12 protein-coding genes are annotated in these 15,488 nt (G+C 43.6%); 5 read left to right on the top strand and 7 right to left on the bottom strand.

Annotation, left to right across the window (positions count from 1 at the left end; all coding sequences use genetic code 11):
* Window positions 1-254 precede the first annotated feature (254 nt).
* Window positions 255-1,838, top strand: a complete 1,584-nt coding sequence (locus tag MHM99_RS17345; RefSeq protein ID WP_080986384.1) for a response regulator — start codon at window positions 255-257, stop codon at window positions 1,836-1,838.
* Window positions 1,839-1,983: 145 nt separating this feature from the next.
* Here MHM99_RS17345 and MHM99_RS17340 read toward each other — a convergent pair whose 3' ends face one another.
* Window positions 1,984-2,859 (bottom strand): NAD(P)-dependent oxidoreductase, encoded by an 876-nt coding sequence (locus MHM99_RS17340; protein ID WP_039227754.1) that lies wholly within the window; start codon window positions 2,857-2,859, stop codon window positions 1,984-1,986.
* An 88-nt stretch (window positions 2,860-2,947) separates the two neighbouring features.
* On the opposite strand from MHM99_RS17340, the gene MHM99_RS17335 reads away from it, so the two are divergent.
* Entirely contained in the window at window positions 2,948-3,433 is a 486-nt protein-coding gene (locus MHM99_RS17335) for a glutathione peroxidase (protein WP_049586234.1), read from the top strand.
* 174 nt (window positions 3,434-3,607) lie between these two features.
* Window positions 3,608-4,648, top strand: a complete 1,041-nt coding sequence (locus MHM99_RS17330; protein WP_049586233.1) for a 2-hydroxyacid dehydrogenase — start codon at window positions 3,608-3,610, stop codon at window positions 4,646-4,648.
* Window positions 4,649-4,741: 93 nt separating this feature from the next.
* Here the strand turns inward: MHM99_RS17330 and MHM99_RS17325 are convergent, their stop codons facing one another.
* Both MHM99_RS17325 and MHM99_RS17320 read right to left on the bottom strand, forming a co-directional pair.
* Window positions 4,742-5,488, bottom strand: a complete 747-nt coding sequence (locus tag MHM99_RS17325; RefSeq protein ID WP_039227758.1) for a methyltransferase — start codon at window positions 5,486-5,488, stop codon at window positions 4,742-4,744.
* Window positions 5,489-5,503: 15 nt separating this feature from the next.
* A complete protein-coding gene (locus MHM99_RS17320) occupies window positions 5,504-6,265 on the bottom strand; it encodes a Nif3-like dinuclear metal center hexameric protein (protein ID WP_049586232.1) in 762 nt (253 codons plus the stop codon).
* Window positions 6,266-6,496: 231 nt separating this feature from the next.
* On the opposite strand from MHM99_RS17320, the gene MHM99_RS17315 reads away from it, so the two are divergent.
* Window positions 6,497-6,844: a hypothetical protein gene (locus MHM99_RS17315; RefSeq protein ID WP_014976552.1), complete on the top strand. Its 348-nt coding sequence runs from the start codon at window positions 6,497-6,499 to the stop codon at window positions 6,842-6,844.
* A gap of 175 nt (window positions 6,845-7,019) precedes the next feature.
* Here MHM99_RS17315 and MHM99_RS17310 read toward each other — a convergent pair whose 3' ends face one another.
* The 4 genes from MHM99_RS17310 to MHM99_RS17295 form a co-directional block, all read right to left on the bottom strand.
* Complete coding sequence (locus tag MHM99_RS17310) at window positions 7,020-7,643, bottom strand: TetR/AcrR family transcriptional regulator (protein ID WP_014949468.1); 624 nt, start codon at window positions 7,641-7,643, stop codon at window positions 7,020-7,022.
* 101 nt (window positions 7,644-7,744) lie between these two features.
* Window positions 7,745-8,791 carry a protease SohB gene (gene sohB, locus MHM99_RS17305; protein ID WP_049586230.1) on the bottom strand — a complete coding sequence of 349 codons (1,047 nt, stop codon included), beginning with the start codon at window positions 8,789-8,791 and terminating at the stop codon, window positions 7,745-7,747.
* A 119-nt stretch (window positions 8,792-8,910) separates the two neighbouring features.
* Window positions 8,911-11,433, bottom strand: a complete 2,523-nt coding sequence (locus MHM99_RS17300) for an acylase (protein WP_049586228.1) — start codon at window positions 11,431-11,433, stop codon at window positions 8,911-8,913.
* Between the two features lie 240 nt (window positions 11,434-11,673).
* Complete coding sequence (locus MHM99_RS17295; RefSeq protein WP_239220220.1) at window positions 11,674-14,274, bottom strand: VolA/Pla-1 family phospholipase; 2,601 nt, start codon at window positions 14,272-14,274, stop codon at window positions 11,674-11,676.
* A gap of 320 nt (window positions 14,275-14,594) precedes the next feature.
* Between MHM99_RS17295 and MHM99_RS17290 the strand changes: the two genes are divergently transcribed.
* A complete protein-coding gene (locus tag MHM99_RS17290) occupies window positions 14,595-15,338 on the top strand; it encodes a YciK family oxidoreductase (protein ID WP_014949464.1) in 744 nt (247 codons plus the stop codon).
* Window positions 15,339-15,488 lie beyond the last annotated feature (150 nt).

The following is a 15,488-nucleotide window of genomic DNA, read 5'->3' as shown; positions in this document are numbered from 1 at the left end:
ATACCCTCAATTGATTTGCTTTTGAACTACAATAACCAATACTTACCCCTTACGTAAACGTAAAGGTAAATTTTTATTTAAAAACATTGAGGGTTAACGTAAATATTTTGTGACGAGAAATGCTGTTTCTTTATAGACTCCAGCACGAAGCAGAAAAAAGTTATCCTTTTTAATAATGCACTTTTATCTCGCCGCTGATAAGCTAGGTTGATGTAAGTAAACCTTGTTTGGTCGCCGTGGAATTCAGAATAGCTATAGTAGAAGACAATGCTACTGCTCGGACTGCGCTTCGAGGACATTTAATGTCAATTGCTAACTTATCGGTAAGTAGCTTTGCATCTGGTGTAGAACTGAAAGCGGCACTTAAAAAGCAAAACTTTGAACTCCTGTTAATGGACTATCACCTAGGTCAAGGCAAAACAGGCGTGGAATGGATCCAGAGTTTAAGAGAGGCAGGCTTTATAAGACCTAGCACAGGCATTATTTTCTTAACGTCTGATCGCTCACCGCAAATTATTGGCCGTATAATGGATTTACAGCCTGACGTTTTGCTTATTAAGCCATACACCATTGCTTCACTAACCCGCCAAATTAACCATTACTTAAGTTATCGAGACTTTGTTAAAAACGTATTGCACGCGCTGGATAACAAACAACTTGACCGAGCAATTAGTGTCGTTAGAGCTAAGATCACCGAAGGCATTCCTCCTCGGCTTGTTGCTGAAATTAGAAAGCTTTATGCGCGTCTTCTTTTCGAGAATGGTGATTTGCAACGAGCGTTGAGTATTTATGACGACGTGTTAACCCGCTCTGACAAAGTTCTTTGGGCACAATGGGGAAAAGTAAAGTGCCAGTACGCTTCGGGTCAATGGCCACATTGTAAAAGCCATTTGAGCCAAATGGTTAACTCTAGCTTGGCTCGCGACAAGGCATTTGAATGGCTTGCATCCATATCATTTGAACAAGACTCCTACGATCAAGTAGAAAAATACTTAAATGAAATTAAGTTTAGTGAATTAAGCCTACCAGCTGCAAAGTTAAAAACCATTGCCTATCAAAAGCAGGACAAGGTTGTAGAAGCCATCGATCTCTTACAGAAGAAACGGGCTATGCATCGCAGTGCAAAAGACAGGTTCAATGACTTTACGTTTGAACTCGCTGAGTTCTATTTGTTTCTTGCAGAAGAGTCGCCTGAAACCAATAGAAAAGAAAGCTTGTCTCAGGCTAGAAAATTAGTAGGCATTGCCGGAAGAAGTCAGGGCGACCCGCAGACTTTACAAAAAAGAGACTACCTTTTGGCTTTCTCGGCTGTGCTGGACGGCGACTTAGAAAAAGCAGCACATTTGCTTGAAAGCGACTACGTCGACAACTACCTTCGCACTGAGCCGTCTATCCTCGTTATTGCCGCAAAAGTACATCACGGTCTTGGAGATGAACGCAAAGCTGGTGAGTTACTCTTGATGGCTAAGCGTAAAAACGCGGAGTTACAAGCTATTTCAGAACAGGTTATGAATGACGAGCTGATTTTTTCGGGTGGAGAAAGGTTAGGTTTAAATCACGAACAGGCCATTTCTATAAACGAGGCCGGCACACAACTCTTTATCGAAGGATTATTCAACAAGGCAATGAGGCATTTTTATGATGCTTTCCAACTCTCCCCCGATACCGCAGCGTTTGGCTTAAACCTTCTTCAGTGCATGATTGAGTCAGACACAGGTGTTTACCGAAAATTTAACGTCAGACAGCTACTCGACAAGATAATGTTACTCCCCTTGAATGACGTTAACAAGGCCCGTTTGGAACAGCTTACGCTATCTGCTCAAGAACAGGCGCTGTAATGTTTATTTAGCAAATTACTAAAGCTACATCCATAACCTGCGTTATGGATAAACACGCACCGCTTCCAGAACGTCACTGTTTTTCGCTGTTTAGTACATTTTATTGTAAACCAGCGGGCCTTTTATTCTTGTTAGTCTGTTAGCGTTATTTTAGTCGGGTAAGCAAACTCGATGTATCCCAACGGCCGCCACCAAGCTTTTGAACATCTGCATAATATTGATCAACAAGTGCCGTAAGCGCCAAAGTCGAGCCGTTCTTACGCGCTTCATCCAATGCAATGCTTAAGTCTTTACGCATCCAATCAACAGCAAAACCAAAATCAAAGCTGTTATTTAGCATAGTGCTGGCTCTGTTTTCCATCTGCCACGACTGAGCTGCGCCTTTACTAATAACATCGACAACCGCATTACAATCAAGCCCAGCACGCTGGCCAAAATGTAGTGCTTCAGCCAAGCCTTGTACAATGCCGGCAATACAAATCTGATTCATCATTTTTGCTAGTTGACCGCTGCCACTCTTACCAAGTAGCTGACTGTGTCGTGCATAATGTGCCATTACCGGCTCAACCGTGCTGTATACGTCTTCATCGCCGCCCACCATAATGGTCAGCTGCCCATTCTCAGCCCCAGCCTGGCCACCAGAAACTGGTGCATCCAAGAAGCCAACTTGCTTATCTTGGCAGCTTTTATATAGTTCTCTGGCAATATCTGCTGATGCAGTCGTATGATCGACCAGCACACTGCCCGTCTTCATCACTGCTAACGCCTGTGTGCCCACATCTCTTACATCATTATCGTTACCCACACACATAAATACGATGTCAGCGCCTTCACACGCCTGCGCAACGGTATTGCTAGCACTGACTTTAGCGTCGCCAGTGTTATAGGTTGTTAGCCAATCCTGTGCCTTTTGAGAGGTACGATTATAAACAGTGACCGAATAGCCAGCTTTGCTCAAGTGCCCTGCCATAGGATAGCCCATTACACCCAAGCCCAAAAAACTCACTTTCAAATTACTCATACAAAATATACTCTAGATACTTAACAAAGATGGTTGGATTACCTAAGAGTAACAGACTTAACAACAACAAAAATATAGGAAAATAATTTTGGCGCTCTATGAACACGCTATTACGTTGAACAACGGTGAACAAACTACCCTTGAACAATACAAGGGTAAGGTATTACTCATTGTTAATACGGCAAGCAAATGTGGCTTTACTCCTCAATATGAAGGACTAGAGTCGCTCTATAAAAAATACAACGATAAGGGCTTTGAAATTTTAGGGTTTCCCTGCGATCAGTTCGGACATCAAGAGCCAGGTAGCGACGAAGATATTGCGCAATTTTGTAGCCTTAATTTTGGCGTTTCATTCCCATTATTTAAGAAAACAAATGTAAATGGTCCAGATGCCAATCCGCTCTTTGAGGAATTGAAAAGCGAAGCCCCCGGTCTTCTTGGCACAAAACGTATAAAATGGAACTTCACTAAGTTCTTAGTTAATGCTCAAGGCAAGGTGCTAAAACGTTATGCGCCTACTGTAAAACCAGAAGCCATTGAGAAAGACATCGCTAAGCTTTTATCAGCGAATTAGTACGCTTTGCAGTTTAGATAGCCGCCGGCATGGCGGCAGTGAACGAGCGTTTTGAAATATACCTAATGCGTTAGTGCTCAATACATCCCGCTAGATTTATTGATCTACATCTATGTAGTTTAAATGTGAATGTGGTAATTTTTTGCCGTCTAAGTGACTTAACTGGGTACTAAAATGAATACCTCTGCACGTAAAAAAGCGCACGATAACCTCAGCGACCAACAACACAAAAGCATCGCTTTTTTTAGTACTCGCTCTTATGAACACGCTCTGTTTTCTGAATTGCTGGAAACATTAAACGGTGCTAGTGACAAAACCATCAATGCCACATTTTTTGAACACCCACTGAACGCTTCAACCGCAGCGAGTTGCAGTGGATTCAGCGATGTTGTTGTGTTTGTAAATGACGACATTAATAGGAAAACCATTGAAGTTCTAAAACACTGTGGGGTTAAACATATTGCGCTTCGCTGCGCTGGCTTCAACAATGTTGATGTGGATGCAGCAGCAAAGGCAGGTATCACTGTAAGCCGCGTACCCGCTTATAGCCCTGAAACCGTGGCTGAACATACAATTGCGCTAATCCTTACGTTGAACCGAAAAACACATAAAGCATACAACCGAGTACGCGAAGGCAACTTCAATCTTGGAGGATTGATGGGCTTTACGCTTCACGGTAAAACCGTAGGGGTAATTGGCACAGGAAAGATTGGGCAAGCTGTTATTCGCATACTATTGGGGTTTGGATGTCATGTGCTTTGCTTCGATCCGCATCCAAATAGTGATGTAACCGCAATGGGAGCCCATTATGTAACGCTAAATGAACTACTTGAAAAAAGCGTTATCGTTACCCTGCACTGCCCGCTCAACGAACAGAGTCATCATATAATCAATGCTAAGAGTATTGATAAAATGCCTCAAGGCGTCATGCTAATTAATACGTCAAGAGGCGGGCTCGTCGATGACAATGCCATCATTAAAGGGCTTAAGTCGAAAAAAATTGGATATTTAGGGCTAGATGTCTACGAAAGAGAATCCGAACTGTTTTTTAACGATCATTCACAAGACATAATTCAGGATGATATTTTTCAGCGCTTAACTACGTTTCCGAACGTTTTAATAACGGGCCACCAAGGGTTCTTCACGCTCGAAGCCTTAGAGGAAATCGCAAAAATCACGGTCAATAATATTATGACGGGTGAGAACGCGCTCTAAGGCGTCACTACAACTATCTACGTATTAGCGCGCTCATAACCCTATGTAGTCCGCCACGTAAAAATCCAACAAACTCTTTTTTACTGGCTTTTTCTATTTCTCTTTTTCTAGAATCAGCTGAAAATATTTTCCTAACCAAAGGTAAGGCGCTTGCCTATGATACTGCCGCTCTAGCGCAAGTAAGTCATCAAATTTGCTGCTTTGATGGGTTATATCTCGCATGTAATCATGGAAACAACGAATGCCTGCTTTTTCGATAATTTTGAAACCCAATGATTCACAATGTTCAACCACGCGGGTTGCACTTAACGGCTGTTTTGGATTCAGTCTAACTTGCTTTTTAACTTTCATCCCTTTCGCGATGTAATCAAAATTGCCGTAGATAGCATTGGCAAACAAATTCGCATCTTGGTTGAAAAAGCTTAGGCTTAAACGGGCCCCTGGCTTCATGTTTTTATACATAAAGTCGATAGCATCAAAGGGCGCATCCAGCCACTCTAAAACCGCATGACAAATCACTAAATCAAAACTGTCTAAATCCTCAATCTGCTGCAAATATTGATGCCTAATTGTAATATTTGGTGCATCTGCAAGCAGTGTCTCAGCTTGTTTAAGTACATCCTTCGACGCGTCAGTTAACACAACAGAATGCCCTTTAGAAGCAATATGCGCTGTCATCACACCTGTACCCCCGCCTATTTCAATAGCGCGAACAGGCGTGGTTAAATAAGGCTCGAGAACATCACATAATAAGGTGTGCCTGAGCTTTCCCTTAGTAGTGCCATATATATTGCTTGAGAATTTTTCTGCAATACCATCGAAGATACGATCGTTATTCATACACTACAGTCATCGCTAAGCAGGATTGTCAATATCAATAAACTCGACAGGCACGTCGAATTGCTGCCCAATGTGCTCTCCTAAGGATTTCACACCGTAGCGTTCAGTAGCATGATGACCAGCAGCAAAAAAAGTTATCCCCATTTCCCTTGCCGTGTGTACAGTTTGTTCAGACACTTCTCCGGTAATAAATGCATCAACGCCCAGTTCAACCGCTTGTTCGATGAACCCTTGTCCACCTCCCGTGCACCAAGCAAGCTTCGATATAGGTTTTGATACAGGCCCCTCAATCAACACGTCTCTCCCTAGCAACTTCTGCAATTTAACCTGTAACGCTGACCCTTCAATTTCTTCTTCAAAATTTCCGTGCATAACAACGCCAACAGGCTTCACACCGCTCACCGCACTTATATTTTGAATGCCTAATAGCGATGCAAGTTGTCGGTTGTTGCCAAATTCAGGGTGTATATCCAGTGGAAGGTGATAAGCAAACAAATTGATATCATTTGACAGTAGCGCTTGAAGGCGGCGCTTTTTCATGCCCGCAATCACTTGTGACTCACCTTTCCAAAAATAACCATGGTGAACAATTAGCGCATCTGCCTTAGCTTCTATAGCGGCATCAACGAGTGCTTGTGACGCAGTTACACCGGTAACTATCTTCTCAATTTTACTTGCGCCCTCTACCTGTAATCCATTGGGGCAATAATCACTGATCTCGCTAACCCTTAACATTCCATCAAGATAATTTTGTAGTTCTAGGCGGGTAATAGACACAAGTCCTCCGGTTGAAAGTTAGACAAATTGTTCAAAAAACGTTATAAAAAGACGCGAACGTTTAGCATTATACCTGTAATTAGACAATTATGAGTGGTGAGTAGATCCAATTTTAGTTTTGCGACACTTGCTGGCTTGGTCGTTACGCTGGGCGAGTTTTTCTCAGCGTTATAGGCAATTACATACGTCGCATAGCGTTCGTCATCTTAACAAAATAAAGAGCAAAAAAGCATGGCAAACTTAGACAAAGACGAAGTGGTAGCAGCATTTACCGAAGCTTATAAAAAGGCGAACGGCAAAGCACCATCTATTGAGAGCAAAAGTGGTTGGTACAGTGTAGATGGCGGTAAGAACGTCCGTTTAGCACAGCTTCAAGAGATGACAGCGTCGTTAGCTTCTGGCTCTTCTGACGCCACGAGTGAAAGCGAAGAGAAAAAAGCGCCAAAGAAAGAGGCAAAAGCCGCAGCGAAACCAGCGAAGAAAAAGGCACCTTCATCCAAAAAGTCAGGATTTTCGGTAAAGGATTTCTGGGCAGAAAAGCTCAATGCAGAGGCGCCTGGCGCAACCCTTCCTCGATAATTTTGCATAACCTGATTTAATATCTAGTTTAGCTACTGGTGTAAAAACGCAATAAATGTCGCATACCGTAAGTGTCGTTGAGGCACTTATGTTATGTGACCCCTTCACTTTTTATTATGAAATAATAATAGCTTACCACTCTTTCTCAACTGAGTATTTAACGAGCGCGCTTGAATTATTTGCCTGCTAGCCCTTGGGCTACGAATGGAACTAGGTGCTGGATAACTTCTTTTATATCGACATGCTTGTGAAAGTCAGACTCAGCTATTTCTGTTAGCGCTTGGCTCGACGCCATTGAAAATACAAAACTTCCCATCGCAAAATGCAAGCGCCAGAATAGTTCTTCCTCAGGTAAATCAGGAAGGCAACGCCTTATAGCGTCGACAAGTGCACGGATACAATCACCGTAATCATTCATTAAGAACTTACGCAAATGCCCCTGAGTTTCGTTGTAGCCACGTCCTAACAACTTAACAAACGTAGAAGTACCCTGCTCTGAAATGGTGTTGAGGTTAAGCATAGGAGGGATCAACGAATACAAGAGTTGCTCAACGCCCTTCGCACCTTCCATAGGTGTCAAAGACGCCAAGCAAGACTCTACCTGCGGCATTAGGTGATCAAAGTACCTTTTAAACACGGCTTGAATTAAATTCTTCTTACTGCCGAAGTGATAGTTCACCGACGCCAAATTCACTTCTGCTCTGGCAGTAATCTCGCGCATGGATGTTTGAGTAAACCCGCTTTGAGAAAATAAGTACTCTGCCGCATCTAATATATCGGTTTTAGTATGCCGTGCCATATTCTTTTTATTATCTTTTTGTAGGTTAAAAATCTAACGTACGTCTGTGTTAACAATCGTTTTATCGGTCCTGAATTATCAACACAGACAAATTGTCGCTATTAAAACCAGTGACGCGCTTTGCTCATTGATTTCATAAACACGCGCTCAACAACATTTGCTGCAGACATCCCCAGTTTCTCTGCTACATTTTTCTTCACAGCATACTTAACACTAAATATTTCGCGTGCGGGATAATGAGAAAGAATATAGTCATCTGAGGTTGTGATGTCGTCAATTAAACCAAGCGACTTAGCTTTAATACCTGGCCAATACTCGCCTGTGGCGACTTTATCAATGTCCATATCTGGACGCTGGCTTTGAACGAAGTCTTTGAACAGTACATGAATCTCTTCAATTTCTTCTTTAAATTTCGCGCGGCCTTCATCGTTGTTCTCACCAAATACGGTTAGAGTACGCTTGAATTCACCAGCGGTGTGTTGTTCAAACTCAATATCATTTTTCTTCAATAGTTTATTGAAGTTAGGCAACTGAGCTAAAACGCCTATGCTGCCAATGTAAGCAAATTGTGACGCCAGTAATTTGTCTGCAACACAAGCCATCATGTAACCACCGCTTGCCGCCACTTTATCTACCGCAATCGTTAGTTTAAGACCCTTTTCCTTGATACGCTGAAGTTGAGACGCTGCAAGTCCATAGCCGTGTACAACCCCCCCACCACTTTCAAGTCGAACCAAGACTTCGTCTTCTTTATTTGCGACACATAAGATAGCGGTAATTTCTTCTCGTAAGTGCTCCACTTCATTGGCGTCCATCGAACCTTTAAAGTCGATGACATAAAGACGGGACTTCTCAAACTCTTCGCCCTGTTCTGTGATTTTGGCTTTGTTTTTTGCTTTATTTTTAGCTTTCGCTTCTTTTTTCTGTTCCTTGGCTAATTTCTTTAACGCATTCTTATCTAACAGAACCTGTTTCGCGTAATTTGTAATGTCTTTCAACTGCTCAGAAATAGACACGATCTCAAGTTGCCCTTTCCCATGCTTTTGCTTACTCGCTAAGCCAACAATGGTAGATACAACCACAATAAAAGCGATAACTAGCGTTACTGCCTTGGCAACAAACAAACCGTACTCGTACAAAAACTCCAAACTTTACTCCTAGTAAAATAAACGGGTAAGCGTCGTTGTTTACCCACAACGTAAATAGCGGCCTTGCTTTGTGAAAAGCAACGCCGCTTTGCTAATTACGTTATAATACCAGTCTCATCTTATTCTGACGATAGGGTAACTTGTTCTATCTTGTTAGCCTCTATCTCCTCGTCAGTAAAGAAGATATCTCTTAGCGTAGGCTGCGTAGAATAAAGCTGAGTTTGGTCTAAGAAATGTTCACTGCCATACTTGCGAGATTGTGAGTAGGTCAGAATACCCCGTCCCTTTGGGCCTTCATCAGTGAAGTTAATAACCATAGCCCAACTGGTGCCATAGTTAATATGGTAGCCTTCAGCTTCTGCACTCATTATGGTGTTACTATTCACAGGCTCGTAGTTATGACGTGGAAGCAACGTACCGTTCCTGTTGCTTATAACGTCAAACACGTTAAAGCCACCTTCAATATTGTGTGCACCAGCCCATGGTAGTTTGATACCAGACGCCGTGCCATCTGGCAGGCTTCGCTCAACAAACTGAACGTCCCCTAGCGGCGCGTCAAATGCGACACCAGCTTGCTCAATCAATTGAGTTGCTCTTGCCAATTGTTCAAGAGTAACGTCATTTTGCAACAAGCCAGAAGGCGTAGTGACTGGTGATTCTAGTGAAAACGGCGTTTCCCACTGTGGCGCTTGGTTAAACTGGAATGCAAACTCTCTAAACACGTGTGCACCAGTACTTGTAAGGTTCATGGTGCCATCCCAATCCTCCAACGCAGCACAGGCTTGTGAAACATCAACGCTAGTTCCGTCTACATCTACAGGTGTTGAACCTTGCGCGGCGCATAGCGAAAGCAATGAAGGCAAAATATTCTCTGCTAAATAACTTCTGTTATTAAACAGTAAGCCTTCCACTTCGTCTGGCGTAAAGGTTCCGTCACTTCCCGCTTCGTTTTCAATAAACTGTTGGCCCATTCTTGAGCGTAGTGTTTGTTGATATTCCACGCTACCAAATAGCGGATTGCTTACAACAATTGGTGAGTTTAAATTCGTTAACCAATAGCTGTCGTTCGAGTTTTGAACTGAATCCGTGCCCTCGTACTTAGGCGCTTCTTCGTATGGAACGGGTCCTTCGAAATCAAACTGCGAAATGTTACCCGGTAATACGGTAAAGCCAGCAGCCGCTTTAGTCTGAATAAGTAACGGGTTTGTGGTTAGTTGCTCAATTGCGGTTTCGGTTAGATTCGGCACGGTTGAATCGTCAATGTAGAATACTTGACCATCATCAGAGGCAGCCATTGTATTATTGAAAATAACACCGTCGTAATCTTTAAACGCCTGCTTAAATTCGTCCATGGATGTCGCCATATTCATGGCAAGCCAATGGTCTACAATATCGAAGTTAGGCAGATTTGCGTCTTTTATGGCAAAGGCATTATTACCATTCCAATCAAAGTTACCAGGCACTTCAATCATTGGACCGTAGTTGGTGTAATACGCGGTCTTATTAAGCTTAATGGTTTGCCCTCCACCCACTGCGACATCAATTTGAAGTGGCTTTTCATAGATGGTGCGTCTAGTGCCATCAACCATATGGGTAAGGCCAGATTCATCATCTTCGTCGAGGGTCAGCTGATACACAACAAAATGTTCAGCCGTCGAGAAGGTGTGTGTCCATGCAACGTTTTCGTTAAATCCAATATTTACCGCACCAGGCAATCCCATCAACGAGCCACCTGTTACATTCAAGTGTCCGGGTACTTGAGCATGGAAATTCCAAAAGCGTAGGTTTCCTATGTGAGGAAAATGCGGATTGCCTAAAACCATACCTTTGCCATTGGTCGTTTTATCGCTGCCTAACCCCCAACCATTAGAGCCCATTTCTTGAGGATTTTTTTCAGGCAGACCTACCGTTGGTGAAATCTTAAAGGTAGAAGCAACGTCACTTGAGGACGCAGCTGGAGTAGGTAGATAACTCTCACCTTCAGGCGCTGCAATAAACATAGGTCCTAAGAAATTAGCGGCCCCAGGTAATAGCGCCACGCCTAATGAGTACGTTAATAGATCCACACTATCAATTTCAGTGACCCATGGTTGGCCAGCACAGCTTTGATCTTGTTCTTCTACAGGAGTTTCAGCTAAGTACCGGTTGTATCCAGCAGTGTAGCCTTGAAACATTGCACGTGAATTAGCAGACAACCGAGGTAAGTTCTCTTCTGCTAACTCTCTAATACCTAGAGTAAGAAAACCGAAATCGTTAATAAGGTGCTCTGAATCACCGCTACCAGGTACAGCATCTGGACCAAAATACTTAGCTCTCTCAGAGTTATACTTCACAATCTGGTCGGCGAGTACGCAAAGGTTATCGCGTGCAAACGCATAACCCACACCGTAAGCCATACTTTCTAGGTTATCGGCTTTCACATGCGGAACGCCATAGGTGGTCCAGGTAACATCCGCGGACAGTGTACCGTCAGGAGAAAATGCTGGAATTGGTGCTGGTGTTGGTTCGGGTGTCGTAGGCGTTGTGGGCGCTGGTTGTTCTACGTTAGAAAAGTCGTTATCGTTATCGCCGCACGCACCGAGAAGTGCAGTGAGTGATAACGCAATAAGCGTCCGTTTAGCGTTAAAGGTGTTGTCAATCATCTCAAATGTTCCCTAATGATAAATGAAAAAGGTCAACCACTCTTACCGCACGCGTCTTCAAAGCGGTGTTAATTACAGTATAAGTAAAACTGATCCGACCTGAATTCACACTACATTAACAAATGAAAACATTCAAACAACATTATAATTTTTCTACAAAAAAGCCGGCAATAACGCCGGCTTTCTTTCTATAAAATGTAAGCAGTTGTAACGCTGCCCATTGGAGTAAACTACCCTTGGCTAGTTCGCTACAACACTTTCATCAGAAATTGGCAGTACAAGTGCGTCAGACGCAATATAACCCGCCACTTCTTTTTGCATTTCCGTTGTTACCGCTGCGCTCGCCGCAGGGCTTAAGCTAGAAGCATGAGCACCACTATTGAACTGTACAATTCCGCTAATTGGATCTGTACCAGGACCTTGCGTGGTTGTCACTTGCTCTAAGCCAATGGTCGCTGCCAGAGGAAGCTGACCTGACAATGGTAACGCTGTTGAAATTGGAATAACTTGATCCGGAAGGTTCGCGTCGCTGCCATCACCCACTACCGTCATCATATGAACTGGCGTATTGCTACCCAGTGTCTGAGCGTAGTTAGTAGGGTCACCTGCATCCATTACCGTTTGCGCAGCAAAAGCAAACTCTGCAAATACTGCATTTACTTGGGCAGCCTGCTCAGCAGTAAGATTTTCTTCGAAAATCGCTACCGCTGCGCGAAGTTGTTCTTCGCTCACATCAGTGGTTTCATACAGTTGATTTAGCAAGGCAACAAACTCTTCAGAAGCCTGAGACAGCAACAGACCTTTGATAAGAGGACCAAACGCGGCTGACTCAATTAGGAACTGAGCAACACCGCCCCCTGGAGACTCAAGAGAAGCTTGCTTGACAGCAAACATGCCATCAAGTGCTGCTAAATCGCCGCCCATCGACGTGTTTGCCACTGAAGCAAAATTACCACCAGTGATAGCGCCTAGAGACACACCCATAATCGATACACGTGACATATCAAACTTAACATTTTGCGTTGCAGTGGTATCGACAACTGCGTTTAGTCCTAAACGTAAACCAAGTAAATCTGACACGCTTTGACGTAGGTTGTCGCGAGCCGTAGGCAAGCTGGCAAGGTTCATATAGTGAGTTGCGCTAACCGTAGTCGCGTTCAGTTCATCTGTACCGTCGCCATTAAGGTCAAAACCGCGGCTACCGTGTAATGGTTGGTCGATTGCTACTGAAGCAATACCTGCTAGAGACAGTGTACCTGTAATGGCAAGCATATCTTCTTTTTTGCTGGTAATGCCGTGCGCTAAAATAACCACTGGCCAACCGGCTTCAGGCATGCTGATTGCTGGAAGATTTAACGCTTGAACTACGGCAGGATCGGGTATAGTTACTTGGACATCTAACGTTTCAGTTCCCATGTTTCCGCCAGTAGGCTGTGGATATGGGTTGAATTTAGTAATGTTTCTTGCGCTATCTAACATTTCGCCGTTAATACGAACGTCAGCAAGGCCTAGTGAAGAACACATTGCTGCATTAGGACCAGGTTCTGCGTCTGCAAGTAATTCTTGTGGCGCACCGGCTAAAACAATACCACTGTCACAAGCTGCCTTCCAGAAATCATTAACTGGCGCAAGCGGGTTCTCTGCACTTGGAACACCCAAGAAATAAGGCAATGCAATATTACCTTCATAACGTTGAGCTGCACAGAATGGACCGGCTTGCGCTAAAATGCCCGTAGAAACACCAACAGCAAATTCGTTCAGCGCACCCCATTGAGCAGAAAGTTGACCAGACGCCGTACCCGCAAGTCCTGCACAAGTTTCTAACAAGCTGAAATCAGTAGCGTCAATCGCTGCTTGAATATCATCAGGTTGACCTTGTTTACCCTGCTCTACTGCGCCAGCTATAACAGTAGCGTTTACAAGACCAAGTGCTTCCATGACATTAGGCGCTGCAGGTACATCGCTTACCGTGATTGCAGGTAGTGCAGTTGGAGCGGACGGGTCACCGCCAGCAGCCAGTTGTGCAAAACGGCTAATCATGACCTTCTTGATGGTATCAAGCGAGTTGGCAATAGACTGTGTGGTGAAAGCTGACACGTAAGTAATGTCTTCACGATCGAAACCCGCACCAAGCACTGGATTAACTAACGAATTAACTAAGCCTTGTAATTGAAGCTGTGCTGCACTTGATAGAGGATTAGTGTCGATGTCTTGTCTTACTGAGTCCCACGTAGTTGAACCCTGAACCGATTTGCCAGAAGAGTCTTTCAAATCAGTGGTCATTACTAACATGTAGCCCTGAGCTGCTTTTAGCGGCTTAAGAGGAACAAAAGTGATTGTGTTGCTATCAGCAAGGCTGAGTACGTAATCAACACCAAAGGTAAGTTGATCGCCAAGCTTACAACCCGCAGAAGGTGTTGTAACCTGCGCACAGTCAGGATCACTTTGGTCAAGACCTAACGTTGCTTCAAAAAGCAATACGCCAGAAGATAATGTACTTGCATCAAGCGATGCGCCAGCAGGTGTTTCTACATTAATTACAAACGGGTGTTGAGTTGACCAACCGTCTAACACGTTGAGTGCATTTTGCGGGTCAGCAAAATCTGTAGGGTCATCGACCGGAATATTCAGTGTGTAATCAAAGAAACCATCATCGCCTGGAAGCATTAGAAGGTCGTTTGGAATGTTCAAGTTCCCATTAGCTGGGTCAAAAACGATTCGTGAAAATGGTGTTTGGACTTCTGTTTCGGCCTGAATGTCGGAAAGGGTTTCATCGGAGCCACCACAGCCTGCTAGACCCAGCGCAAGGGCCACACTGGAACTTAATACGAGTTTTCTCATCTCTACTCCCTACAAGCATTGTTGTTATTCTGTGTCTAAAACTTAACTCTATTAAAAGTAGCTTGGTCTACCCTGTCTTTACAGGCGTAGATGATAGTTTTAAACATGTTAGACCAGTTGTATCTTCCTCAATCTTATTGACTTTGTTGCAACTTTGCAAAGTTTTGTTAACTACTTTTGTTAACTTTTTTTACGTTTGAAGAAATTTTCATTCATTGTTTTACTTGTGAGTCAGGCTGAGTATGATCTGGGGTTTGATTCTTAATTGGGTCTACAGGCTCCAATCATTGCGATATAAATGAACCTTTTGAAGGAAAATGATGAACGATTACAACGCACCAGCGGATTTATTGCGCGATAAAGTTATTCTTATCACCGGGGCTGGCGATGGAATTGGTGCACAAGCCGCAAAAACGTATGCTGCACATGGCGCTATTTGTATTTTATTAGGCCGCACCGTGTCTAAACTTGAAGCTGTGTACGACGACATTGTCGCAGCAGGTGGTCAAGAACCCGCCATTGTTCCTTTAGATATCAAAGGCGCAACGCCCTCTCATTATCAGCAAATGACGCAAACCATTATTGACCAGTTTGGCCGATTAGATGGTGTTCTTCACAATGCGAGTATTTTAGGTCACCTTAGTGCATTTAAAGATATTGATGCGCAAGAATGGCAAGACGTGATGCAAATTAACCTAAATGGCATGGTTTTCATGACACAAGCGCTTATTCCCGCTCTAGAGAAGGCAGAAAGTGCATCGGTAATTTTCACCACCTCTAGCGTAGGCAGAAAAGGTCGCGCATTTTGGGGAACGTACGCCGTATCAAAATTCGCAACAGAAGGCGTTATGCAAACCCTTGCTGATGAATATCGAAATAAGTCACTGCGCTTTAACTGTATTAATCCAGGTGGTACCCGCACACAGATGCGCGCTCAAGCGTTTCCAGCAGAAAACCCTGATACACTAAAAACACCTGAAGATATTATGCCTACGTATCTTTATCTTATGGGCGAAGACAGCAAGGAAACAACCGGACAGTCACTTGATTGCCAACCAAAGTAATTAACGAAAGCAATGTTCCGTTAAACAAAAAAACCGCTTAAGCAGCACTTATGAAGTGACCCCCATTAGTTGGACATTCCAATTATTGGGGGTCTTTTTATGTCAAAACACAATAGAGCGTTTAAAATAAAGCTCGCTCAGCTAGTCGAA

The sequence above is a fragment of the Alteromonas sp. MmMcT2-2 genome, assembly GCF_022348305.1.
GTDB classification, from domain to species: Bacteria; Pseudomonadota; Gammaproteobacteria; order Enterobacterales; family Alteromonadaceae; genus Alteromonas; species Alteromonas macleodii.
The sequence above is the reverse complement of the archived record's forward strand: the minus strand, read 5'-3'. Positions and strand labels throughout refer to the sequence as shown.

What these genes read in the sequence shown, in the direction of transcription:
- MHM99_RS17315 (WP_014976552.1), top strand. Translation starts at nt 6,497, where the DNA reads ATGGCAAACTTAGACAAAGACGAAGTGGTAGCAGCATTTACCGAAGCT.
- MHM99_RS17295 (WP_239220220.1), bottom strand. Translation starts at nt 14,274, where the DNA reads ATGAGAAAACTCGTATTAAGTTCCAGTGTGGCCCTTGCGCTGGGTCTA.
- MHM99_RS17310 (WP_014949468.1), bottom strand. Translation starts at nt 7,643, where the DNA reads ATGGCACGGCATACTAAAACCGATATATTAGATGCGGCAGAGTACTTA.
- MHM99_RS17300 (WP_049586228.1), bottom strand. Translation starts at nt 11,433, where the DNA reads ATGATTGACAACACCTTTAACGCTAAACGGACGCTTATTGCGTTATCA.
- MHM99_RS17330 (WP_049586233.1), top strand. Translation starts at nt 3,608, where the DNA reads ATGAATACCTCTGCACGTAAAAAAGCGCACGATAACCTCAGCGACCAA.
- MHM99_RS17290 (WP_014949464.1), top strand. Translation starts at nt 14,595, where the DNA reads ATGAACGATTACAACGCACCAGCGGATTTATTGCGCGATAAAGTTATT.
- MHM99_RS17340 (WP_039227754.1), bottom strand. Translation starts at nt 2,859, where the DNA reads ATGAGTAATTTGAAAGTGAGTTTTTTGGGCTTGGGTGTAATGGGCTAT.
- MHM99_RS17325 (WP_039227758.1), bottom strand. Translation starts at nt 5,488, where the DNA reads ATGAATAACGATCGTATCTTCGATGGTATTGCAGAAAAATTCTCAAGC.